The organism is Streptomyces cellostaticus (assembly GCF_023630175.1).
Classification (GTDB): domain Bacteria; phylum Actinomycetota; class Actinomycetes; order Streptomycetales; family Streptomycetaceae; genus Streptomyces; species Streptomyces cellostaticus_A.
The window spans coordinates 93,334-114,743 of sequence record NZ_JALLIN010000008.1; the positions used below are offsets into that span (position 1 = coordinate 93,334).

Annotated in this window: 22 protein-coding genes; 7 read left to right on the forward strand and 15 right to left on the reverse strand. The window is 73.4% G+C overall.

Translation table 11 applies throughout. From position 1 onward, the window contains the following. Positions 1-18 precede the first annotated feature (18 nt). From MXD57_RS07365 to MXD57_RS07375, 3 genes are all read left to right on the forward strand, one after another. Positions 19-285: a protealysin inhibitor emfourin gene (locus MXD57_RS07365; protein WP_250400499.1), complete on the forward strand. Its 267-nt coding sequence runs from the start codon at positions 19-21 to the stop codon at positions 283-285. An 81-nt stretch (positions 286-366) separates the two neighbouring features. Then, complete coding sequence (locus tag MXD57_RS07370; protein ID WP_250400500.1) at positions 367-1,680, forward strand: GH1 family beta-glucosidase; 1,314 nt, start codon at positions 367-369, stop codon at positions 1,678-1,680. Further along, positions 1,677-1,913, forward strand: a complete 237-nt coding sequence (locus MXD57_RS07375; protein WP_250400501.1) for a hypothetical protein — start codon at positions 1,677-1,679, stop codon at positions 1,911-1,913. The genes MXD57_RS07370 and MXD57_RS07375 overlap by 4 nt, the downstream gene beginning before the upstream one ends. A gap of 60 nt (positions 1,914-1,973) precedes the next feature. On the opposite strand, the gene MXD57_RS07380 is transcribed toward MXD57_RS07375, so the two are convergent. Next, the gene (locus tag MXD57_RS07380) at positions 1,974-2,819 is read right to left on the reverse strand and encodes an NAD-dependent epimerase/dehydratase family protein (RefSeq protein ID WP_250400502.1); all 846 of its coding nucleotides are present in this window, start codon (positions 2,817-2,819) and stop codon (positions 1,974-1,976) included. 123 nt (positions 2,820-2,942) lie between these two features. Here MXD57_RS07380 and MXD57_RS07385 point away from each other — a divergent pair, with 123 nt between their 5' ends. Continuing rightward, the gene (locus MXD57_RS07385) at positions 2,943-3,791 is read left to right on the forward strand and encodes a helix-turn-helix transcriptional regulator (protein WP_250400503.1); all 849 of its coding nucleotides are present in this window, start codon (positions 2,943-2,945) and stop codon (positions 3,789-3,791) included. Between the two features lie 19 nt (positions 3,792-3,810). Here the strand turns inward: MXD57_RS07385 and era are convergent, their stop codons facing one another. Continuing rightward, a complete protein-coding gene (gene era, locus MXD57_RS07390) occupies positions 3,811-4,764 on the reverse strand; it encodes a GTPase Era (RefSeq protein WP_250400504.1) in 954 nt (317 codons plus the stop codon). Between the two features lie 174 nt (positions 4,765-4,938). Between era and MXD57_RS07395 the strand changes: the two genes are divergently transcribed. Continuing rightward, positions 4,939-6,261 carry an ammonium transporter gene (locus tag MXD57_RS07395; protein ID WP_250400505.1) on the forward strand — a complete coding sequence of 441 codons (1,323 nt, stop codon included), beginning with the start codon at positions 4,939-4,941 and terminating at the stop codon, positions 6,259-6,261. Continuing rightward, positions 6,258-6,596 carry a P-II family nitrogen regulator gene (locus MXD57_RS07400; RefSeq protein ID WP_250400506.1) on the forward strand — a complete coding sequence of 113 codons (339 nt, stop codon included), beginning with the start codon at positions 6,258-6,260 and terminating at the stop codon, positions 6,594-6,596. The genes MXD57_RS07395 and MXD57_RS07400 overlap by 4 nt, the downstream gene beginning before the upstream one ends. 16 nt (positions 6,597-6,612) lie before the next feature. Here MXD57_RS07400 and MXD57_RS07405 read toward each other — a convergent pair whose 3' ends face one another. The 7 genes from MXD57_RS07405 to MXD57_RS07435 all read right to left on the reverse strand — a co-directional run bounded on the left by MXD57_RS07405 (position 6,613) and on the right by MXD57_RS07435 (position 12,711). Continuing rightward, complete coding sequence (locus tag MXD57_RS07405) at positions 6,613-6,975, reverse strand: cytidine deaminase (protein WP_250400507.1); 363 nt, start codon at positions 6,973-6,975, stop codon at positions 6,613-6,615. A 114-nt stretch (positions 6,976-7,089) separates the two neighbouring features. Continuing rightward, positions 7,090-8,109 (reverse strand): S66 family peptidase, encoded by a 1,020-nt coding sequence (locus MXD57_RS07410; RefSeq protein WP_250400508.1) that lies wholly within the window; start codon positions 8,107-8,109, stop codon positions 7,090-7,092. A gap of 41 nt (positions 8,110-8,150) precedes the next feature. Beyond that, positions 8,151-8,510, reverse strand: a complete 360-nt coding sequence (locus MXD57_RS07415) for an MmcQ/YjbR family DNA-binding protein (protein WP_250400509.1) — start codon at positions 8,508-8,510, stop codon at positions 8,151-8,153. Beyond that, positions 8,507-9,805, reverse strand: coding sequence for a hemolysin family protein (locus MXD57_RS07420; protein ID WP_250400510.1), 1,299 nt, complete (start codon positions 9,803-9,805; stop codon positions 8,507-8,509). The genes MXD57_RS07415 and MXD57_RS07420 overlap by 4 nt, the downstream gene beginning before the upstream one ends. 16 nt (positions 9,806-9,821) lie before the next feature. Further along, entirely contained in the window at positions 9,822-10,319 is a 498-nt protein-coding gene (gene ybeY / locus MXD57_RS07425) for an rRNA maturation RNase YbeY (protein ID WP_250400511.1), read from the reverse strand. A 12-nt stretch (positions 10,320-10,331) separates the two neighbouring features. Next, positions 10,332-11,411 carry a PhoH family protein gene (locus tag MXD57_RS07430; RefSeq protein WP_250400512.1) on the reverse strand — a complete coding sequence of 360 codons (1,080 nt, stop codon included), beginning with the start codon at positions 11,409-11,411 and terminating at the stop codon, positions 10,332-10,334. A 157-nt stretch (positions 11,412-11,568) separates the two neighbouring features. After that, on the reverse strand, positions 11,569-12,711 hold the full coding sequence (locus MXD57_RS07435; RefSeq protein WP_374114665.1) for a carbohydrate kinase family protein: 1,143 nt from the start codon (positions 12,709-12,711) through the stop codon (positions 11,569-11,571). An 840-nt stretch (positions 12,712-13,551) separates the two neighbouring features. On the opposite strand from MXD57_RS07435, the gene MXD57_RS07440 reads away from it, so the two are divergent. Beyond that, entirely contained in the window at positions 13,552-14,766 is a 1,215-nt protein-coding gene (locus MXD57_RS07440) for an MFS transporter (protein WP_250400513.1), read from the forward strand. Here the strand turns inward: MXD57_RS07440 and MXD57_RS07445 are convergent. From MXD57_RS07445 to MXD57_RS07470, 6 genes are all read right to left on the reverse strand, one after another. Next, positions 14,751-15,743 carry an adenosine deaminase gene (locus MXD57_RS07445; RefSeq protein WP_250400514.1) on the reverse strand — a complete coding sequence of 331 codons (993 nt, stop codon included), beginning with the start codon at positions 15,741-15,743 and terminating at the stop codon, positions 14,751-14,753. The genes MXD57_RS07440 and MXD57_RS07445 overlap by 16 nt on opposite strands. 20 nt (positions 15,744-15,763) lie before the next feature. Then, positions 15,764-16,669, reverse strand: coding sequence for a ribonuclease Z (locus tag MXD57_RS07450; RefSeq protein WP_250400515.1), 906 nt, complete (start codon positions 16,667-16,669; stop codon positions 15,764-15,766). 6 nt (positions 16,670-16,675) lie between these two features. Beyond that, positions 16,676-17,029 (reverse strand): histidine triad nucleotide-binding protein, encoded by a 354-nt coding sequence (locus MXD57_RS07455; protein WP_250400516.1) that lies wholly within the window; start codon positions 17,027-17,029, stop codon positions 16,676-16,678. Positions 17,030-17,094: 65 nt separating this feature from the next. Continuing rightward, positions 17,095-20,301 carry a S41 family peptidase gene (locus MXD57_RS07460; RefSeq protein WP_250400517.1) on the reverse strand — a complete coding sequence of 1,069 codons (3,207 nt, stop codon included), beginning with the start codon at positions 20,299-20,301 and terminating at the stop codon, positions 17,095-17,097. Between the two features lie 46 nt (positions 20,302-20,347). Then, a complete protein-coding gene (locus tag MXD57_RS07465) occupies positions 20,348-20,902 on the reverse strand; it encodes a hypothetical protein (protein WP_250400518.1) in 555 nt (184 codons plus the stop codon). Positions 20,903-21,014: 112 nt separating this feature from the next. Continuing rightward, positions 21,015-21,407: a VOC family protein gene (locus MXD57_RS07470; RefSeq protein WP_250400519.1), complete on the reverse strand. Its 393-nt coding sequence runs from the start codon at positions 21,405-21,407 to the stop codon at positions 21,015-21,017. Between the last annotated feature and the right edge of the window lie 3 nt (positions 21,408-21,410).

Consider the following 21,410-nt stretch of genomic DNA (forward strand, 5'->3'; position numbering starts at 1 on the left):
CGTACTAGACAGGCACCCATGCGTATTCAGGTACGGCGCACGGGCGGCTTCGCGGGCATCGAGCGCCGGGCCGAGGTGGACACCTCGACCCGGCCCGACGACCGGGAGTGGCGGTCCCTCGCCGAACGGGTCCTGGCCTCGGGCAGGCCCACGCCACCGGACGGGGTACCGGACGGCTTCGCCTACGAGATCACGGTCGACGGCCGCACGGTCTACGCGGCCGACCCCCGACTGACCGAGGAACAGCGGGAGTTGATCACCAAGGTGCTGAAGGAGGGGGCCTAGGGACAGCGCGCCCAGGGCGCCGCGCGCAGCTTCGCGCCGGGGCGTTGACTTCCGTTACCGGCGGTACGGATGATCCGGGCCATGGCGACTGACACAGGCAAGGCGATCCCCCGCTTCCCGGCCGGCTTCCTGTGGGGGGTGTCGACCTCGGCCCACCAGATCGAGGGGGCGGCCGACGAGCGGGAACCCTCCGTGTGGGACGTGTTCACGGCCGGGCCCGGCCGGGTGAAGGACGGCTCGACGGCGGCGGTGGCCTGCGACCACTACCACCGCTACCGGGACGACGTGGCGCTGCTGGCCGGTCTGGGCGTGGACGCCTACCGCTTCTCCGTGTCGTGGCCCCGGGTGAACTCGCCCGGCGGCCTCGGCTTCTACGACCGGCTGGTGGACGAACTGTGCGCGGCGGGCGTGCGGCCGGTGCCCACCCTCTTCCACTGGGACCTGCCCGCGGGCCTGGACTGGCTGGAGCGGGACACGGCCGCCCGGTTCGCCGACTACGTGTCCGTCGTCGCCGGGCGGCTGGGCGACCGGGTCACCAAGTGGATCACGCTCAACGAGCCGGCCGAGCACACCCTGCTGGGCCACGCCCTCGGCGTGCACGCCCCCGGCCGGAGACTGCTGTTCGACGCGCTGCCCGTCGCGCACCACCAGCTCCTCGCCCACGGCCTCGCGGTGGGGGCCCTGCGCGCGGCCGGGGCGACGGACATCGGCATCGCCAACTCCCACGGCCCGACCTGGCCGGCCTCCGGGGACCCGGCCGACCGGGAGGCGGCGGGCTTCTACGACCTGCTGCTCAACCGGCTGTTCGCCGATCCGGTCCTGCTGGGCACGTACCCGGAGGGCATCGGCGAGCTGATGCCGGGGGACGTGGCGTCCGACCTGCCGGTGATCTCCGCTCCGGTCGACTGGTACGGCGTCAACTACTACGCGCCGGCCAGGGTGGGCGCCCCGCAGGGCACCCCGACCGGGTTCGGCGGTATCGACATGCCCGCCGAACTCCCCTTCTCGGTGCGGGAGATCGAGGGCCGCGCGACGACGGACTTCGGCTGGCCGGTGGTCCCCGAGGGGCTGACGGAGCTGCTGACCGGCTTCCGCGACCGGTACGGCGACCGGCTCCCGCCGATCGTCATCACCGAGAACGGATGCTCCTACGAGGGCGTCGACGACCAGGACCGGATCGCCTACCTGGACGCCCACATCCGCGCCCTGCACACGGCGCTCGAGGCGGGCGTCGACGTGCGCGGGTACTTCGTCTGGTCGCTGATGGACAACTTCGAGTGGGCGGAGGGGTACGCGCGCCGCTTCGGTCTGGTGCACGTGGACCACGCGACGCTGGAGCGCACCCCCAAGGCCTCCTACCACTGGTTCCGGGAGGTGCTGCGGACACAGAGATGACCGCCGCGCCGGCCGCCCGGGCCGAGCCCGTCGAGCCGGTCCGCCCGGGCTGGACGGCGGCTCTCGCACTGGCCGACGGGGCGATCCGGGTGGGCCGGTTCGGCCCGCCGCAGATCCTGCTGGATCTCGGCGTGCTCAACGCGGCCAGTGCGCTGCCGCGGGTCGCGGCGCCCGCCCTCGCCGCGCCGATCGTGACGTACCTGGGCGGCCACCGGGTGCTGCACCTGGTGTAGGCCGCGATCGGTCGGGCGGGGGCGGTGCCGGCGGGACGGATCAGGGGCGTGCGGTGAGTGTCACAGGGCGCCCGCGTCCCGGGCGCTCCACAGGGTCGGGAACCGGGGACGGTAGCCCAGCTCGCGGCGGATGCGGTCGGTGGAGGCGAGCCCGTACCAGGGATCGGGGTCGGGGCCGTCCGCGGGCGGCTGGACGCCGAGGAGCTGGTGGATCTCCAGGACCGTGACCGGGGCGTCGTCGGCGATGTTGTAGGTCCGGCCGCCCGCCCCGGGGGCGTGGAGCAGCCGCGTCAGGCCCTGCGCGACGTCGGCCACGTGCACGAGGTGGTGCCGTTTGGTGGCCGGCTGGCTCGCGGTCCAGCGGGTGATGCCGGGCAGGTGCGGGTCGCCCTCGCCGTAGACGAAGGCGAGCCGGCCCACCCGCACGTCCAGCCCGTCCAGCGCCAGCAGCCCGCGCTCGGCCTCGAGCTTGGACTCCGGGTACGTCATCCACAGCGGGCCGCCCGGCACCGTGGGGTCGTCCTCGACGTGCGGCCGGCCGCGCCCGGTGCCGTACGACAGGATCGTGCCGGTCTGCACGAATCGCCGGACCCCGGACGCGACCGCCGCCCGGCCGAGTTCCACCGCGGCGTCCCGGTTGACCGCCCACACCTCCTCGTCCGGCACACCGCGGAACGAGGCGGCGACGTTGACCACGGCGTCGGCCCCGGCGAGGGCCTTGCCGAGCACGTCGGTGTCGCGAAGGTCGCCGACGACGACCTCGGCGCCGCGGTCGGCCAGATCGGCGGCACGGGACTCGTCACGCACGAGCACACGGATCCGCTCGTCCGGCCGGGACTGGGCGAGCAGCCGGGGGACGAATCCGCGTCCCACCTGTCCGGTCGCACCGGTGATCAAGGTCAGCATGGCTGGGTTCCTCTCGTTCGGTGCCACCAGCCTCGGCCGCGTCCGGCGATACCGGGAGAGACCTCCCGATCGGGGGATCGGCGGTCCCTGGATAACGCCGCCCGACTGCCGCAGCCTGGGAGGGTGAACCGAGCCGAACTCGCCGACTTCCTGCGCCGCGGCCGGGCCCGTCTGGAGCCGTCCGACGTGGGCCTCGCCCCCGGCACCCGCCGCCGTACCCCGGGACTGCGCCGGGAGGAGGTGGCCCAACTGGCCGGGATGTCCGTCGACTACTACACCCGGCTGGAACAGCGCCGCGGCCCCCGTCCGTCCCGCCAGACCCTGACGGCGCTGGCACGCGCCCTGCGGCTGACCGACGACGAACGGGACCACCTCCACCACCTGGTGGGCGAGGAGCCCCCGAGGCGGGGCCCGGGCTCTGCGCACGTGCGTCGGGGGCTCCTGCTGGTCCTGGACCGGCTGTACGACTCACCGGCCCAGGTGGTGACGGACTGCGGCACGGTGCTGGCGCAGAACGCCCTGGCCAGAGCGCTGGTCGGGGACGCGCTCGCCCGACCGCCGCGCGAGCGGAACCTGACGCGGCGGTTCTTCCTGGACCCCTCGGCCCGTGACCTCTTCCCGCCCGAGGACCGCCAAGGGCACGCCTTCGACCACGTGGCCAACCTCCGCGCGGTGGCCGCGGCCCGCCCCGACGACCCGGAACCGGCCGCCCTGGCGGCCGAACTGCGTTCGGCCAGCGAGGAGTTCGCCCGGCTGTGGGAGGCCCACGAGGTGTCCCTGCGCCGCCCGTCCACGAAGCGCTTCGTGCATCCGGTGGTGGGCCTGCTGGAACTGGACTGCGAGGTGATGCTGAGCCACGACCGCCATCAGCAGCTCATCATCCACACGGCACGCCCGGGCTCGGAGTCGTACGAGAGGCTGCGGCTGCTGAGGGTGGTGGGGCTGCAGGACATGGCCCCGTCGAGCCCGTGAGCCCGTCCGGGGGCGTCGTTCAGAAGCCCAGCCGGCGGAGCTGCTTGGGGTCCCGCTGCCAGTCCTTCGCCACCTTGACGTGCAGGTCCAGGAAGACCGGCGTGCCCAGCAGCGCCTCGATCTGCTTGCGGGACTTGATGCCGACGTCCTTCAGCCGCTTGCCCTTGGGGCCGATGATGATGCCCTTCTGGCTCGGCCGCTCGATGAAGAGGTTGGCGTGGATGTCCAGCAGCGGCCGGTCCGCCGGGCGGTCCTCGCGCGGGAGCATCTCCTCCACGACCACCGCGATGGAGTGCGGCAGCTCGTCGCGGACGCCCTCCAGGGCCGCCTCGCGGATGAGCTCCGCGATCATCACCTGCTCGGGCTCGTCGGTGAGGTCGCCCTCGGGATAGAGGGCCGGCCCCTCGGGAAGCAGCGGGATCAGCAGGTCGGCCAGGAGGTCCACCTGCTTGGCGCCGACGGCCGACACCGGGACGATCTCCGCCCACTCGATGCCCAGGTCCTTGCCGAGCTGGTCGATCGCGATGAGCTGCTCGGCCAGTGTCTTGGAGTCCACCAGGTCGGTCTTGGTGACGATGGCGACCTTCGGGGTCTTGCGGATCCCGGCCAGCTCCTTGGCGATGAAGCGGTCGCCGGGACCGATCTTCTCGTTCGCCGGCAGGCAGAAGCCGATCACGTCGACCTCGGCCCACGTCGTCCGCACGACGTCGTTCAGCCGCTCGCCGAGCAGGGTGCGCGGCTTGTGCAGCCCCGGGGTGTCCACCAGGATCAACTGGGCGTCGGGGCGGTGCACGATCCCGCGCACCGTGTGCCGCGTGGTCTGCGGCTGGTTGGCGGTGATCGCCACCTTCTGCCCGACCAGAGCGTTCGTGAGGGTGGACTTGCCCGCGTTGGGGCGGCCCACGAAGCAGGCGAAGCCGGCGCGGTGGACGGTCTCGCCCGACGGCTCGGATGACTGGGTACGAACGCTCATGGCGTTCATTGTCCCTGATCCGCAAGGCCGCGCCGTACCAACCGCCGCCACCGTCTCTTGATGTGAGCTTGACGAAACCGCCACGCAACGAAACGTGACGGAAACACACCCGTACGCAACCGGAAATGCCGAGCCGTGACCCTCTGACGAGCCCCCACACCGTTGGAGACGCCCGTGACCCTCGCTGCAGCCCACGTCGACACCGGCGACACCGCCTGGCTCCTCGCCGCCACCGCCCTCGTCCTGCTGATGACCCCGGGCCTGGCCCTCTTCTACGGCGGCATGGTGCGCACGAAGAGCGTCCTCAACATGCTGATGATGAGCTTCGTGTCGATCGCCCTGGTGACGGTGGTCTGGCTGGCGGCCGGCTACTCCCTCGCCTTCGGGGACGACGTCTTCGGCGGGCTGATCGGCGGCCTGGGGCACGCCGGCATGGCGGGGATCGGCCCGGGCAGCGTGCACGGCACCGTTCCCACGCTGCTCTTCGCCACCTTCCAGCTCACCTTCGCGATCATCACCGCGGCATTGGTCAGCGGCGCGGTGGCGGACCGCACGAGGTTCTCCGCCTGGCTGGTGTTCGTGCCGGTCTGGACGCTTGCCGTATACGTTCCCGTGACCCACTGGGTGTGGGGTCCCGGTGGCTGGATCGTGGACCGGCTCGGGGCGCTCGACTTCGCCGGCGGCCTGCCCGTGGAGATCACCTCCGGCGCCTCCGGGCTCGCCCTGTGCCTGGTGCTCGGACCGCGGCTGGGGTTCAGGAAGGACTCCATGCGCCCGCACAACCTGCCCATGGTGCTGCTCGGCGCCGGTCTGCTCTGGTTCGGCTGGTTCGGCTTCAACGCGGGCTCCGCACTCGGCGCGAACGGCCTCGCCGCGGCGGCCTTCCTCAACACGCTCGCGGCGGGCTGCACCGGACTGCTGGGCTGGCTCTTCGTCGAGCAGCGGCGCGACGGCCACCCGACCACCCTGGGCGCGGCCTCCGGCGCGGTGGCCGGCCTGGTCGCGATCACCCCGTCCTGCGGCACGGTCTCCCTGCTGGGCTCGCTGGTGGTGGGGCTCGCGGCCGGTGTCGTCTGCTCCTACGCGGTGAGCTGGAAGTTCCGGCTGAACTACGACGACTCGCTGGACGTGGTCGGCGTCCACCTGGTCGGCGGCGTCATCGGCACCCTGCTGATCGGCCTGTTCGCCGAGAAGGCGATGACGGGCGGCGCCGAGGGCCTGTTCCACGGCGGCGGGCTGCTCCCGCTGGGCCGGCAACTGCTGGCCGTGGCGGCCGTCGGGGCCTACGCCTTCGGGGTGACCTACGGCCTCGGCAAGCTGATCGACCGGGCGCTGGGCTTCCGGGCGAGCGAGGAGCAGGAGCACACCGGCCTGGATCTTACGGTGCACGCCGAGACGGCTTACGATCACGGGGTCCTGGGTCATGGCGCCCCGGTCACCCATTCCCTCGTCCCCGGCCGGCAGGCCCCCACCCGGAAGGTCGAGAGCCAGGCATGAAGCTCATCACCGCGATCGTCAAGCCGTACCGTCTGGACGAGGTCAAGACCGCCCTGCAGGAGTTGGGCGTGCACGGCCTGACCGTCACCGAGGCGAGCGGGTACGGCCGGCAGCGCGGCCACACCGAGGTCTACCGGGGCGCCGAGTACCGGGTCGACCTGGTGCCGAAGGTGCGCATCGAGGTCGTGGTGGAGGACGCGGCGGCGGACGACGCGATCGACGCGATCGTCAGGGCCGCGCAGACGGGGAAGATCGGGGACGGCAAGGTCTGGGCGCTGCCCGTGGAGACCGTCGTGCGGGTACGCACCGGCGAGCGCGGCCCGGACGCCCTCTGACGGGCAGCGCCGCCCGCTACCCGGCGGTGCCCGCCGGGACCGTCCGCCGCACCTCCCCGTCGGGGCCGGCGAGCAGCACCGGCGTCCCGGCCCCGCCGAGGTCGGCCACGGCGGCCCGGTCCTCCGGGGCGACCTCGGCGGCCTCGCTCACCACGGCCGCCGCCTCCAGCGACCGCGCGCCCGAGGCCACGGCCATGGCGACGGCGGTCCGCAGGGCGCTCAGCCGCAGCGAGGGCAGCCCCACCGACCCGGCGGCGTAGGTGCGCCCGGTCTCGTCCCGTACGGCCGCCCCCTCGGGCACACCGTTGCGGGCGCGCACGGAGCGGGCCAGCGTGACGATCTTGCGGTCCTCGGGGTCAAGCGCGTTGCTGTCGGTCATGCCCTGAGCATACGAAGCCACCGTGGGCTCATCCCGCCACGGGGTGCCCGGCGTCCCCCGGCCCGGCATTCGCCGCGTGTCCGCCACGGCCGCCGGCCCGGTCCCGGGCCGGGATCAGTCCAGGGTCTGCACGATCTCGCTCCGCGTGGCCGTGTGCACCACACGGCCGCGCGCGCCGTTCACCAGCGCCAGGTAGGGCGGCACGTGCCCGCACTCGACGTCGGCGACGATCGGCACCCCGAGCGGGCCGAGGGCGTCGAGGACGGCCTCGGTCTGGGTGAGGGTGCGGCCGTCGGGGGCCTTGGTGCGTCCCACGAGGACGGCGGCGGCGCGGTCGAAGAAGCCGGCGAGCCGCATGCCGTGCAGATTGCGGCAGATGCTGTAGGCGTTGTCCTCGCACGCCTCGACGTAGACGAGCAGGTCGTCGCCGCCCGCGAAGGACCGGGTGTCCAGCAGGCGCGTGCCCGCGACGTTGACCAGGGTCTCGATGCAGCCGCCGATCAGCCGGCCCTCGACGTCCACGTCACCGGTGCCGTCGAGCCGGGTCCAGGTGCCGGCCGTGTCCAGGGTGAGGTCGCGGATCTCCGGGTGGAGGGCGTAGTCGTCCCAGCCGGTGGCTCGGTGGCGGCCGGGCGGGGTCTGGGCGAGCGGCCGCCCCTGCGGGGCGGTCACGACGTCCAGCCAGGACAGCAGGCCGTCGGGCGTCCGGTACGGCGTGTCCATCAGGTTGTTGCCGTGCACGGTGGCGACACCGGTGAGGAGGGTCAGCGGGGTGATGATCGTCGAGATGTCGGACCAGCCGACGACCCAGGTCGGTTCGGCCCGGCCGATCGCCGCGAAGTCGAGCAGCGGCAGCAGGTCGACGGCGGTCTCCCCGCCCCACGGCGGCACCACGGCCCGGATGGTGGGATCGGTGAGCATCCCGGTCAGTTCGGCGGCGCGTTCGGCGGCCGGGGCGCTGACGTGGCTCGAGCCGTCCATGCACCGGCCGACGACGACCTCGAGGCCGCGCGCTTCGAGGTCCCGGATCGCCACGTCGAGCCGCCCCCGGTGCTCCTTGGCCACTCCGCTGGACGGAGAGGTCACGCCGACACGGTCACCGGGGCGCAGGGGGCGCGGATATCGAACAGTCATGCGCGATTCTGACATGGCGTCAGCGGGTCGCCGCAAGGCGTTTACGGCCGGTCCAGCCGCAGCCGCTCCGCCCTCGGCAGCCCCGCGACGACCAGGTCGTAGGAGTCCTCGACCAGTTCCCGGACCTGGCGGTCGGGCAGACCGCCGTCCGCGGTCACGGTGTTCCAGTGGCGCTTGTTCATGTGCCAGCCGGGGACGATCAGCCCCGCGTGCTCCCCGCGCAGCCGGACCGCGTCCTCCGGGTCGCACTTGAGATTCACCGTCAGGGGCCGCGCGCCCAGGTTCGTCAGGGCGAACATCTTGCCGAGGACCTTGAAGACGGAGGTCTCCGGGTTGAACGGGAAGTCCTCCACCACCGCGTCGAAGGACAGGCAGAAGGCGCGCAGCTCCTCGGGGCTCACTCGGGTGCCTCCTCCTGCGCGGACTTGCCGGCCGGCTCCACCAGCACCGTCACGATCTTGTTCCGGCGTCCGGCCGCCGCCTCCGCGGTCAGCCGCAGCCTGCGCTCGTCGGGGAGTTCGACCTCGGCGGACGCGCCCGCGATGGGGACGCGGCCGAGCGCCTTGGCGAGCAGCCCGCCGACGGTCTCCACGTCCTCGTCGTCGTACTCCTCCAGGCCGTACAGCTCGCCGAGATCGGTGATGTCCAGGCGCGCGGTGACCCGGTGCCGGTCGCCACCGAGGTCCTCCACGGGCGGGAGTTCCCGGTCGTACTCGTCGGTGATCTCGCCGACGATCTCCTCGAGGATGTCCTCGATGGTGACGATCCCGGCGGTGCCGCCGTACTCGTCGATGACGACGGCGACGTGGTTGCGCTCCTTCTGCATCTCGCGCAGCAGGTCGCCGGCGTTCTTGGTGTCGGGGACGAACACGGCCGGGCGCATGGCCGTGGACACCAGGTCGTTCTCGGCGTCACGGCTGATGTGCGTCTTGCGGACCAGGTCCTTCAGATACACGATGCCGACGATGTCGTCCTCGCTCTCGCCGGTGACCGGGATGCGGGAGAAGCCTGAGCGCAGGGCGAGGGTGAGCGCCTGCCGGATGGTCTTGTAGCGCTCGATGACCACCAGGTCGGTGCGCGGCACCATCACCTCGCGCACCAGGGTGTCGCCGAGCTCGAAGACCGAGTGCACCATGCGGCGCTCCTCGTCCTCGATCAGCGACTCCTGCTCGGCGAGGTCCACCATCGCGCGCAGCTCCGCCTCGGAGGCGAAGGGGCCTCGGCGGAAGCCCTTGCCGGGGGTGAGCGCGTTGCCGATGAGGATCAGCAGCGAGGGGACGGGGCCCATGATCCGGGCCAGCGGCAGCAGCACGTACGCGGCGGCCGTCGCCGTGTTGAGCGGGTGCTGGCGGCCGATGGTGCGCGGCGAGACGCCGACGGCGACGTACGACACCAGCACCATGACGCCGATGGCGGCCAGCAGGGCCTGCCAGGTGACGGCGAACTCCTGCAGGCACGCGTACGTCACCAGGGCCGCGGCGGCCATCTCGCAGGCGACGCGGACCAGCAGGGCCACGTTCAGGTAGCGGGTGGGGTCGGCGGCGACCTGGGCCAGCCGGGCGCTGCCGCGCCGGCCGGACTTCACGGCCTCCTCGGCCCGGAAGCTGGAGACGCGTGCGATGCCCGCCTCGGCGCAGGCGGCCAGCCAGGCGACGACGACCAGCGCGATCGCGCCGATCACGATCTGCGGATTCATGCGTGGACCGACCCGCCTACGAGACGGTGGGCGCCGGGGACGGCCCGGTCAGTCCCCGCTCGGACCGCCATCCGTCGACGATGGCGGCCTGGAGCCCGAACATCTCGGCCTTCTCGTCGGGTTCCTCGTGGTCGTACCCGAGCAGGTGCAGCACTCCGTGGACGGTGAGGAGCTGGAGTTCCTCGTCCATGGAGTGCTGCGTCGGCGCCTCTTCACCCTGCTTCTCGGCGACCTCCGGGCACAGCACGATGTCGCCGAGCAGCCCCTGCGGCGGCTCGTCGTCGTCCTTCGAGGGCGGCCGCAGTTCGTCCATCGGGAACGACATGACATCGGTGGGCCCGGGCAGGTCCATCCACTGGATGTGCAACTGCTCCATGGCGTCGGCGTCCACGACGATCACCGAGAGCTCGGAGAGCGGGTGGATGCGCATCCGAGCGAGCGCGTAGCGGGCGATGTCGAGGATCGCCTGCTCGTCGACCTCGGTGCCGGACTCGTTGTTGACGTCGATCGACATGGGCGTGCTGGTCTACTTCCCCTTGGAACCCTTGGCGCCGGTCCTGCCGCGGCCGCCCGGGTGGGAGCCGTTCTCGGTGCCGTGCTTGCTGTCGTACATCTCGTACGCGTCGACGATACGGCCCACCAGCTTGTGCCGTACGACATCCTGCGACGACAGCCGGGAGAAGTGGACGTCCTCGACGCCCTCCAGGATCTCCTGCACCTGGCGCAGACCGCTCCTGGTCCCGTTCGGCAGGTCGACCTGGGTGACGTCACCGGTGATGACGATCTTCGAGTCGAAGCCGAGCCGGGTGAGGAACATCTTCATCTGCTCGGGCGAGGTGTTCTGGGCCTCGTCCAGGATGATGAAGGCGTCGTTGAGCGTGCGTCCGCGCATGTACGCCAGCGGCGCGACCTCGATGGTCCCGGCGGCCATCAGGCGCGGGATGGAGTCCGGGTCGAGCATGTCGTGCAGCGCGTCGTACAGCGGGCGCAGGTAGGGGTCGATCTTCTCGTAGAGCGTGCCGGGCAGGAACCCGAGGCGCTCGCCCGCCTCCACCGCCGGGCGGGTGAGGATGATGCGGTTGACCTGCTTGGACTGCAGGGCCTGGACCGCCTTGGCCATGGCCAGGTAGGTCTTGCCGGTACCGGCGGGGCCGATGCCGAAGACGATCGTGTGCTTGTCGATCGCGTCGACGTAGCGCTTCTGGTTGAGCGTCTTGGGCCGGATCGTCCGGCCGCGCGAGGACAGGATGTTCTGCGTCAGCACCTCGGCCGGGGTCTCCGGGCCGTCGCTCGTCCCGTTCTCGCTCGCCTTGAGCATGGCGATCGAGCGTTCCACTGCGTCCTCCGTCATCGGCTGCCCGGTGCGGAGCACCAGCATCATCTCGTCGAACACGCGCGAGATCAGGGCGACGTCCGCGGGGTCGCCGACCGCGCTGATCTCATTGCCCCGGACGTGTATGTCGGCTGCCGGGAAGGCCTTCTCGATCACGCGCAGGAGGGAGTCGCCGGAACCCAGCACGGTCACCATGGGGTGCTGGGCGGGGACGGTGAGCTGTGCTCGCGCCTGCTCCCGCGCGGGGATGTGAGCTTGGGGTGTCTGAGTCATGGGCCGGCGCTCAAGGCCTGCGGTTCCTCCTCGTCACGGCCGCGTAGCTGAGGGCGGCCTCGCACTGTCCAGAGTACGACGGGCCACCGACAACGCTGTAGGGCTTTTCCGCGAGGGGGCGCACCGCGCGCCTCCCGGCCGGGACCTGCCCGCGCCGTCAGGCCGAACGCCCGAACCCGATCGTCGGCACCGCCCGGCGCAGCGGCCACGGCCGGTCCAGTTCCTCGGGCACGAGCCCGTCGAGGAAGCCGTACCGGCGCAGCGCCTCGGGGTTCTGGCCCGGTACCGACTGGACGCGGCGCCACCACGCCCCGATCTCGGACCACCCGGGCGCCGACAGCGAGCCTCCGAACTCCTGCACGGACAGGGCCGCGGTGAGCCCGGCGAGGGCGAGCCGGTCGGCGAGCGGCCGGCCCGCCAGGGTCCCCGTGACGAACCCGGCGACGAAGACGTCCCCGGCCCCGGTGGGGTCCAGTGCCTCCACCGCGATCGCCGGGACCTCCGCGGTCTCCCGGGTGCGCCGGTCCACGGCGTACGCCCCCTCCGCGCCGAGGGTGACGACCGCGACCGGGACCAGCTCGGTCAGCGCGTGCGCGGCGGCGCGCGGGCAGTCGGCCCCGGTGTACCGCATCGCCTCCGCCGCGTTGGGCAGGAACGCCTCGCAGTGCCCGAGGTCGGGGAGCTGGGCCAGGTCCCAGGCTCCGGTCTCGTCCCAGCCGACGTCGGCGAAGATCCGGGTGCCGGCGCGTGCGGCCGCCGCGATCCAGGGGGCGCGCTCGCCGGGGACCAGCGAGGCGACGGCGGCCCGCGCGCGGGGCGGGAGGTCGGGCGCCGGTTCCTCCGGGGGCGGCTCGTGGCCGTGGGAGACCATCGTCCGCTCCCCCTCGTACGCCATGGAGACGGTGACCGGCGAGTGCCAGCCGGGCACGGTCCGGGAGAGCGCGAGGTCGATGCCCTCCCCCTGGGCGAGGGCGTCCCAGCAGTACTCGCCGTAGTGGTCGTCGCCGAAGGCCGCCGCGAGGGAGGTCCGCAGACCGAGCCGGGCGAGCGCGGTGGCCATGTTGGCGACCCCGCCGGGGCTGGAGCCCATCCCCCGGGCCCAGGACTCGGTGCCGCGCACGGGTGCCGAGTCCAGGCCGGTGAAGACGATGTCGAGGAAGACGGTGCCCGTGAGGTACACGTCCCAGGGTGGGTCGCCGGGCGCGCGGAGGGCGGCGAGCGGGTCGACCTGGGCCTGGCGGCGCGCTGCCTGTGTGAGGTGCTCGGGTTCCTCTCCGGCGATCGTGCGGGACGGGGTCACGGGTGCTCCCTGAGCTGGTGCGGATCTGGCCAGTGTGCACCACTTCACCCCGGGGGCACGGCCGCTCGCGCGGGGGCGTCGGGGCGTCACCGGCGGAGTGCGGCCGGCGCCTGCCACCCGGGGTCGGCGAGCCGCGTCGTCGCGGTCCGCCGGCGTCCACGCCGTCCCGGACCCGGCTGTGGTCCACGGCGCGGTCGAGGGCGAAGCGGACGTTCACGTCCGTGACCGAGCGCTCGGCGAGCCACCCGGCCGGGGCGGGCGGCGAGGGCGGCGGGTGCGGGGCCGGTGAGCGGGCGCGGACCGGGTCGGCGCGCTCCCCGGGCGACCGGGCCGCCGCCTTCACCGGGGTATCGCGCGCCCGGGGGCGCGGTCGCACCGTTCGGCCAGGAGGACAGGCCAGCGAGGCGAGTTGGAAGCCCCGGCGGCTCCGGGATCGCTGCGCGGCCGCCCTCCCGCGGCGCGGCGAGGAAGGCGCCGGCGCTGTCGGGGTGAAGGTGTGCGCCGCGGACGGGCGGGCGGGGACTCCGGCGACGGTGTGGGCGCCGACCCGGCACACCGGTTGGTCATGTAGGAGAACAAAGTCTGTATAGGTGAACGTCCGTCGCCGATGACGCCCCGGAAGCCGGGCGGTGGGCCGACGGTCAGGACCTCAGTTGGGGAACGCTCCTACCCGTGATCATTTGAGGCAAACGCAAAAGTGATCCAGATCACCTGGCCCGAACTTCTTCTGGAACCAGGTGATTGATACAACTTGCTCGCGCGTTCCCGTCCGTCGACGGCCGTCGCCCTCCCCTCTCCCCCGGCTCTCGAGCCGCTCCTTCGCCTGCCCTGGGAACGCCCGTGTCCGCCCCCCGCACCATGCCCTGGCCCCTCGTCGCCCTTTTCACGGCCGGGTACCTCGCCCCGTATCTGCTGCCGACCACCGTCGGCAGGCTGGACACCGGGCTTCCGCTCACCACCACCCAGGCCGGGGCCATCGGCAGTGCCCTGCTGCTGAGTTCGGCGGCCGCCGGCTTCGCGCTGGCCTCCCGCGTCGAGCGGGCCGGCGCCCGCTCCCTGGCCCGCCTCGGCCTCGCACTCGCCTTCCTCGGGTACGGCGGGGCCGCGCTCAGCGACGCCGTACCGGCCGTCGTCGTGGGCGCCCTCCTCGGCGGGTTCGGCTCCGGCACGGTCACGGCGGTCGCCAGCAGCGGCATCGCCGCACAGCGCGACCCGCACCGGGCCACCACGTTCGGCCTGCTGGGCGTCTCCGCGCTCGCCGGTGCGCTCTATCTGACGATCCCCCACCTCGGCCCCGGCCACGGCCTGCCGTTCGCCGCGATCGCCCTGACCGCGCTCGCGGTGTGGCCGTTCACCGGACGGCTGACCGGCGCGGCGGCCCCGGCCCGCCGTCCGGCCGGGCCCGGCGCCCGGCTGCCCCACCTGCGGGCCGGACTGCTGCTCGCCGCGGCCATGCCCTGCTGGTCACTGGCGCAGAACGCGCTGTGGGGCGTCAGCGGACGCATCGGTCTCGGGCAGGCCCACCTGACCGAGGTCACCGTCGGCGCGGTGTTCGCCGTCGCGCTCGGCGCCGGACTGGTCGGCGTGGTGGGCGCCGGTGCGCTCGGGCCGCGCCTCGGCCGGGCGGTGCCGATCGGCGTGGGCACGGCGCTCATCGCCGGCTGCGTCGCCCTCAGCGCCTCGGCGGACGGCCTCACGGCCTTCGCGGCGGGCGAGATCTCCTGGAACCTGCTCTACCCGGTCGTGCTCTCGTACGTCATCGGCCTGGCCGCGTCCCTGGACCCGCGCGGCCGCTGGGCGGTGCTGGTCGGCTCGGCGGCGTCGCTGGGTACGGCGGCGGGCCCGCTGACCGGGAGCGTGCTGGCGGCGGGGGCGGGCTTCCCGGTCATGGGCCGGGTCCTGGCCGCCGGACTGCTGGCGATCGCGGTGCCGATGACGCTGGTGGCCCTGCGCGCGGGGCGGCTGCCGCTGCCCGTGGTGGAGATCCGGGTGGAGACCCCGGCCCCGGCCGCGCGGGGGGCGTACGACACCGCCGCCGCCTACCCGAACTCGTAGGCCTCCACCTCGGCGAGGTAGCGGGCCCGGCGCTCCTCGTCGTCCTCCAGGAAGGAGGCGAGGAAGGAGTTGCGGGCCAGTTCCCGGAGGCGTTCGTCACCGAGGCCCAGTTCCGAGCGCACCGCGTCGAAGTTGTCGCCCGCGTACCCGCCGAAGTAGGCGGGGTCGTCGGAGTTGACGGTGCACCGCAGCCCGGCGTCCAGCATCGCGGGCAGCGGGTGCCCGGCGAGCACGTCCACCGTGCGCAGCCGGACGTTGGACAGCGGACACAGAGTCAGCGGGACGCGGTCCCGGACCAGCCGCTCGACCAGCGCCGGGTCCTCCATGCAGCGCAGGCCGTGGTCGACGCGCTCCACACCGAGGACGTCCAGGGCCTCGGTGATGTACTCCGGCGGCCCCTCCTCACCGGCGTGCGCCACGCGGCGCAGCCCGAGCGCGGCGGCGGCCTCGTACACCTCCCGGAACTTCACCGGCGGGTGGCCGACCTCGGCGGAGTCGAGGCCGACGCCGGTGATCCGGTCCAGGTAGGGCCCGGCCGCCCGAAGGGTCTCCAGCGCCGACTCGGCGGATTCGTCACGCAGGAAGCACATGATCAGCCTGGTGGAGACGCCGTGCTTCTCCTCACTGCGGCCGAGCGCCCGCCACAGCCCCTCCACGACGGTGCCCATGCCCAGTCCCCGGGCGAGGTGGGCCTGCGGGTCGAAGAAGATCTCCGCGTGCCGGACGCCCTGCGCGGCGGCGCGGGCGAGGTAGGCGTCGGCCAGGTCCGCGAAGTCCTGCTCGGTGCGCAGGACGGCCATCAGCTCGTAGTACAGGTTCAGGAAGGACTGCAGGTCCTCGAACCGGTATGCCTCACGGAGCTGTTCGGTGTCGGCGTAGGGCAGCTCGACACCGTTGCGGGCGGCCAGCTCGAACGCCAGCTCGGGCTCGAGAGTGCCTTCGATGTGCAGGTGCAGTTCTGCTTTGGGGAGGGGCATCAACGCATCGTACGGCGGTTTCATCTCCGTTTCGGAACCGGCACCCGCAGCAGGTCGTGGGCCACGGTCAGCTCGCCCTCGAAGCCGGCCGACCGTGCCTGCCGCTCGAACTCGCCGGGGTCCGGGTAGCGCTGGCTGAAGTGGGTGAGGACGAGGTGCCGCACACCGGCGTCGCGTGCCACGGCCGCCGCCTGTCCCGCCGTCAGATGGCCGTGGTCCGCGGCCAGGGCGGCGTCCTCGTCGAGGAACGTGGACTCGATGACGAGCAGGTCGCAGCCCTCGGCGAGCGCGTGCGCCCCGTCGCACAGCCGGGTGTCCATGACGAACGCGAACCGCTGCCCGCGCCGCACCTCGCTGACGTCCTCCAGTGCCACGTCCCCGAGCCGGCCCTCGCGCTGCAGGCGGCCGACGTCCGGGCCGGCGATGCCGTGCGCGGCGAGCCGGCCGGGCAGCATCCGGCGCCCGTCGGGCTCGGTCAGCCGGTAGCCGTAGGACTCGACGGGGTGGGACAGCTTCCGGGCCTCGAGCGTGTACGCCGGGGTCTGGGCGAGGACGCCGTCGGCCGCGACCGGTGCCTCGGTGAGGCGGACCGTCTCCCGGTAGGCGGTCGCGTACCGCAGCCGGTCGAAGAAGCGCCGGCCGGAACGCGGGTAGTGCGCGGTCACCGGGTGCGGCACCTGGTCGAGGTTGATCCGCTGGATCACTCCGGCCAGCCCGAGGGAGTGGTCGCCGTGGAAGTGCGTGACACAGATCCGGTTCAGGTCGTGGGCGGCGACCCCGGCGCGCAGCATCTGCCGCTGGGTGCCCTCGCCGGGATCGAACAGGATGCCCTCGCCGTCCCAGCGCAGCAGGTAGCCGTTGTGGTTGCGGTGCCGGGTCGGTACCTGGCTGGCGGTGCCGAGGACGACGAACTCGCGGACGGACATGACCGGTTATCCGGGAGGCCATTCCAGGCCACGGCCGCCGAGGACGTGCGCGTGGGCGTGCCAGACGGTCTGGCCGGCGCCGCTGCCGGTGTTGAAGACGACGCGGTAGCTGTCCAGCTTCTCCTCGTCGGCGACGGCGCGCGTCTCGGCGAGCACGTCGGCGGCGAGCCGCGGGGCCCCGGCGGCGAGTTCGGCCGCGTTCTCGTAGTGGGCCTTGGGGATCACCAGGACGTGGGTGGGGGCCTGCGGGTTTATGTCCCGGAAGGCCACGGTGGTCTCGGTCTCGCGGACGACCGTCGCCGGGATGGCCCCCGCGACGATCTTGCAGAACAGGCAGTCGTCCTGCGGTTCCCCTGCCATGGGTGTGCCTCCTGACGCCGGTGATCAGTACCGGGGCATCGTATCGGGGGTGCCGAGCAATCCGGTCACGGCAGTTCGGGCGGCGTCTTGGCGGGGGTCGCCTCCAGAGCCTCCAGGGCCAGCCGGATCGCCTCGTCCAGTTGGACGTCCCGGCCCGCCACGTGGTCCTGCGGGCGCTGCACGACCTCCACGTCGGGGTCGACGCCGTGGTTCTCCACGCCCCACCCGGCGCCCTCCAGCCAGAACGCGTACTTCGGCTGGGTGATCAGGGTGCCGTCGACCAGGCGGTAGCGGCTGTCGATGCCGATGACCCCGCCCCAGGTGCGGGTGCCGACGACGGGGCCGATGCCGAGCGCGCGGATGGCGGCGTTGACGATGTCCCCGTCGGAGCCGGAGAACTCGTTGGCGACGGCGACGACGGGTCCGCGCGGGGCGTCCCTCGGGTAGCTCTCGGGCCGCATCCCGCGGGGCAGGTCCCAGCCGACGATCCGCCGGGCCAGCTTCTCCACGACGAGTTGGGAGGTGTGGCCGCCGCGGTTCTCGCGGACGTCGACGACCAGTCCCTCGCGGGCCACCTCGATCCTCAGGTCGCGGTGGATCTGGGCCCAGCCGGGCGCCTGCATGTCGGGCACGTGCAGATAGCCGAGCCGGCCGCCGGACCGCTCGTGGACGTGGGCGCGGCGCCCGGCGACCCAGGCGTGGTAGCGCAGGGGCTCCTCGTCGGCGAGCGGCACCACGACCACATGGCGCAGATCGCCGCCGCCGGCCGGCGACACGGTCAGCTCGACGGGCTTGCCGGCCGTGCCGGTCAGCAGCGGCCCGGGGCCGGCCACCGGGTCGACCGGCAGCCCGGCGACCGCGACGATCGCGTCCCCGGGGCGCACGGCGACGCCGGGTGCGGCCAGCGGGGAGCGGGCGTTGGGGTCGGAGGTCTCCGAGGGCAGGACGCGGTCGACGCGCCAGCCGCCGTCCTCGTGGCGGGAGATGTCGGCGCCGAGCAGTCCCTGCCGGGCACCGTCGCCGAAGCCGCCGCGCGGGGTGACGTAGGCGTGCGAGGTGCCGAGTTCGCCCTGCACCTCCCACAGCAGGTCCACCAGGTCGTCATGGGTGGCGAGACGGTCCAGCACGGGACGGTAGCGGTCGAGGACTCCGTCCCAGTCGACGCCTCCCATGTCGGCGCGCCAGAAGTTGTCCCGCATGATGCGGCCCGTCTCGTCGTACATCTGCCGCCATTCGGCGACCGGGTCGACGGTCTGCCGGATCCGGGTCAGGTCGACGGCGATGTTCGAGTCGCTGTCCTCGTCGTCGGAGGCGTGCCGGTCGGCGGGTACCACCCGGAGCCGGCCGTCGCTCCACAGCAGCACCCTCCTGCCGTCGCCGCTGACCTCGAAGTGGTCGGCGTCGGCGGCGAGGTGCTCCAGCCGACGCTGGGCGAGGTCGTAGCGTTCGAGCCGCGTCTTCGGGTCGGGGGCGTCGGGCGTGGCGCGGCCGGCGCCGAGGACGCCGCGCACCGGGTGGCGCAGCCAGAGCACCCCGTCCCTGGCCGCGCGCAGGTTGGAGTAGCGGGCGGCCTCGACCGGGAAGGGCACGATGCGGTCGGCGAGCCCGTCGAGGTCGATCCGGGTCACCGGGGTGCCCTCGCTGTCCGGCGTCTCCTCCTTGTCGGGGGTGCCGAAGGGCCGGCCGTGCCGCTGCGGCCCGAACGGGGACGGGGTGGTCGCGGCGAGGGTGATCAGGTGCGGGCGTACGCCCTCCACGAAGGCCAGGTCGAAGACGTGCTCGTCGTAGACCGGGTCGAAGGAGCGGCTGGAGAGGAAGGCGAGGTGCTTGCCGTCCAGGGTGAAGGCGGGCGCGTAGTCCTGGAAGCGCAGTGGGGTCGCCTCGGTGACCGACAGGTCGGTGGTGTTGGCGAGACGGAGCTGGGAGAGGGGTTCGGGGCCGGGATGGGCCCAGGCCAGCCAGCCGGAGTCGGGTGAGAAGGCGAGCCCGTGGACGTGGCCGTGCTCGCTGCGGGTCACCTCGCGCACCTCGCCGGTCTCCCGCTCGACCAGCAGCAGCCGCCCGTCGTGCGCGGCGACGGCGGCCCGGCTGCCGTCGTGTGCCATGGCCAGTTCCAGGACGCGGCCGAGCCGCCCGGCGGCGAGCCGGCGCGGGGGCGTGCCGGGGGCGGCGCCGGTGGCGGGCGCGAACTCCAGGGCGTCCTCGCCCTCGGCGTCCGTCACCCACACCACCCATTCCTCGCCCTCGGCGCGGAAGGTGCGCGGCAGCCTGGTCCGTACGCCCGGCTGGGCGGCGAGCGCGCGGGCGGGCCCGGAGCGGTGGGTGACCCAGTGGACGGCGCCGCGCACGGCGACCGCGCTGCCGCGCGCGGTGTGGTCGGGGGCGGCGGTGCCGAACCAGTGGGAGGCGTTCACCGGGAACGGCTGGAGGTCCACCCGCGGTCCGCCGAGGCGGATGTCCAGCCGGCGCGGTTCGGCGCCGTCGAGGTCGTCGAGCAGCCACAGTTCACCGGCGCGGGAGAAGACGACCCGGGTTCCGTCGGTGGCGGCGTGCCGGGCGTAGAAACCCTCGAGCGCGGTGTGCCGGCGCAGGTCGGAGCCGTCGGCGAGGGAGGAGTACAGCGCGCCGGTGCCCTCGTGGTCGGAGAGGAAGGCGATCCGGTCGCCGGCCCACAGCGGGTACTCGATGTTGCCGTCCAGCTCCTCGTGCAGCCGGACGAACTCGCCGTCGCCGTCCCGGTCGATCCACAGCTTGCCCGCGGTACCGCCCCGGTAGCGCTTCCACCAGGCGGCCTCGCGGCCCATCGGGGCGGACAACAGCACGGTGTGCGGGCCGTAGGCGACGTCGCCGACCGGCCCGTACGGCAGGGTGGCGGCCGGTCCCCCGTCGAGCGGAACGGCCCGGGCCCAGCTGCGGCGCAGACTCGCCCGGCCCTGGGTGCTGAGCGCGAGCACCTCGCCCCGTGGGGTCCAGCCGCGCACCTGGGTCCGCCAACTCCCCCAGTGCGTCAGCCGCCTGGCGGGGCCGCCGGCCACCGGGGCGAGGTGCACCTCGGGGGCGCCGTCGCGGGTGGAGGTCCAGGCGACGGCGGTGCCGTCGGGCGAGAGGCGGGGATGGTTCACGGGGACGTTGTCGGCGCTGACCCGCCAGGCGCGGCCGCCGTCGAGGGGGGCCAGCCAGACGTCGTCCTCGGCGACGAAGGTCACCAGGTCGCCGTGCGGGTGCGGGAATCGGAGGTAGCCGGAGGATGCCGTCGAAGCCGCCTGAGTCACCCCGTCACTGTACGCAGCGACCGGCGCCCCTCGCTCGCGGTTCCGATCACTTGCCCTCCACGGGCCGGCAACTCGGGTCCTTCACACACCAGATGGTCCGCGTCACCGTCACCGTGACGGTCGGCTGCCCGCCCCGCTGGTCGGGCGGCCGGTACGTCGGACCGGGCGTGGCGTCGCAGTCGCCCAGCCCGCTGACCCGGAAGACCTGCCGGCCGCCGACCCTGGCCGTCAGGTCCCCGCGCACACAGGCCCCGTCGACGGCCCGGGTCACCTTCCCCGTGACCGTGATCCTCCGCCCGTCCTCGGTCTGCCCCTGGCAGTCGACGGACACGACGGTGCTCTCCGTCGGCGAGGGTGAACTCCCGGACGCCCGGCCACTCCTGCCGCCGTAGTCGCCGGTGCAGGTGAGCCAGCTCACGTCCACGTGGCGCCGCTTCAGCTCGGCGGTCGCGGTGCTGTCGGTGGTGTACGCGGCCGCGGCCGCGCTCAGGTCGCCCGGCTGGCACGCCACCACCGCGCCCGCGCCCATCACCACGAGCCCCGCCACGGCCGCGCCGCGCACGGCCCGCGGTCGGCGCCGAATCCGCCTCGATGCCCCCATGGAGGGCAGCGTGCCACCACCGCTCCCAGGACGGAAGGCCGCATACGGCCACTCACCCGATCGGGCAGCGGCGGCCCGGGGCCTTCGCCCGGTCCGAACGCGCTCCCCGCCGTCAGGTGCGCAGGAGCAGCCATTCCTGGAGTTCCACCACGTTGCCCTCCGGGTCCTTGATGTGGGCCACGCGCATGCGCTCGGTCATCGGGGCCGGCCCGTGCAGCACGGTCGCGCCCCGGGCCGTGATCTCCGCGCAGTACGCGTCGAGGTCGTCCACCCGCAGCACGACCAGGGAGCGGTGCCCGGTGGCGGTCTCGCCCAGCTCCGCCAGTACCCCGGCCATCATGGCGCGGTCCTGCAGGGCGATCCCGGCCGAGCCGGCGTGCGGGCTGAACTTCTCGTACGGCCCCGCACCGGTGCCGGACTGCGGCCTGAGACCGAGGACGTCGGCGTAGAAGCGGTAGCAGGCGGCGAAGTCGGTGACGAAGAGCCGGACTTGGGCGAGTTCCATGGT

Coding starts and splice junctions, on each gene's coding strand:
- MXD57_RS07465 (WP_250400518.1), bottom strand. CDS start 20,902: ATGGGGGCATCGAGGCGGATTCGGCGCCGACCGCGGGCCGTGCGCGGC.
- MXD57_RS07450 (WP_250400515.1), bottom strand. CDS start 16,669: ATGTCCGTCCGCGAGTTCGTCGTCCTCGGCACCGCCAGCCAGGTACCG.
- MXD57_RS07470 (WP_250400519.1), bottom strand. CDS start 21,407: ATGGAACTCGCCCAAGTCCGGCTCTTCGTCACCGACTTCGCCGCCTGC.
- MXD57_RS07405 (WP_250400507.1), bottom strand. CDS start 6,975: ATGACCGACAGCAACGCGCTTGACCCCGAGGACCGCAAGATCGTCACG.
- MXD57_RS07445 (WP_250400514.1), bottom strand. CDS start 15,743: ATGCCCCTCCCCAAAGCAGAACTGCACCTGCACATCGAAGGCACTCTC.
- ybeY (WP_250400511.1), bottom strand. CDS start 10,319: ATGTCGATCGACGTCAACAACGAGTCCGGCACCGAGGTCGACGAGCAG.
- MXD57_RS07410 (WP_250400508.1), bottom strand. CDS start 8,109: ATGACTGTTCGATATCCGCGCCCCCTGCGCCCCGGTGACCGTGTCGGC.
- MXD57_RS07370 (WP_250400500.1), top strand. CDS start 367: ATGGCGACTGACACAGGCAAGGCGATCCCCCGCTTCCCGGCCGGCTTC.
- MXD57_RS07420 (WP_250400510.1), bottom strand. CDS start 9,805: ATGAATCCGCAGATCGTGATCGGCGCGATCGCGCTGGTCGTCGTCGCC.
- MXD57_RS07375 (WP_250400501.1), top strand. CDS start 1,677: ATGACCGCCGCGCCGGCCGCCCGGGCCGAGCCCGTCGAGCCGGTCCGC.
- MXD57_RS07430 (WP_250400512.1), bottom strand. CDS start 11,411: ATGACTCAGACACCCCAAGCTCACATCCCCGCGCGGGAGCAGGCGCGA.
- MXD57_RS07455 (WP_250400516.1), bottom strand. CDS start 17,029: ATGGCAGGGGAACCGCAGGACGACTGCCTGTTCTGCAAGATCGTCGCG.
- era (WP_250400504.1), bottom strand. CDS start 4,764: ATGAGCGTTCGTACCCAGTCATCCGAGCCGTCGGGCGAGACCGTCCAC.
- MXD57_RS07400 (WP_250400506.1), top strand. CDS start 6,258: ATGAAGCTCATCACCGCGATCGTCAAGCCGTACCGTCTGGACGAGGTC.
- MXD57_RS07380 (WP_250400502.1), bottom strand. CDS start 2,819: ATGCTGACCTTGATCACCGGTGCGACCGGACAGGTGGGACGCGGATTC.
- MXD57_RS07365 (WP_250400499.1), top strand. CDS start 19: ATGCGTATTCAGGTACGGCGCACGGGCGGCTTCGCGGGCATCGAGCGC.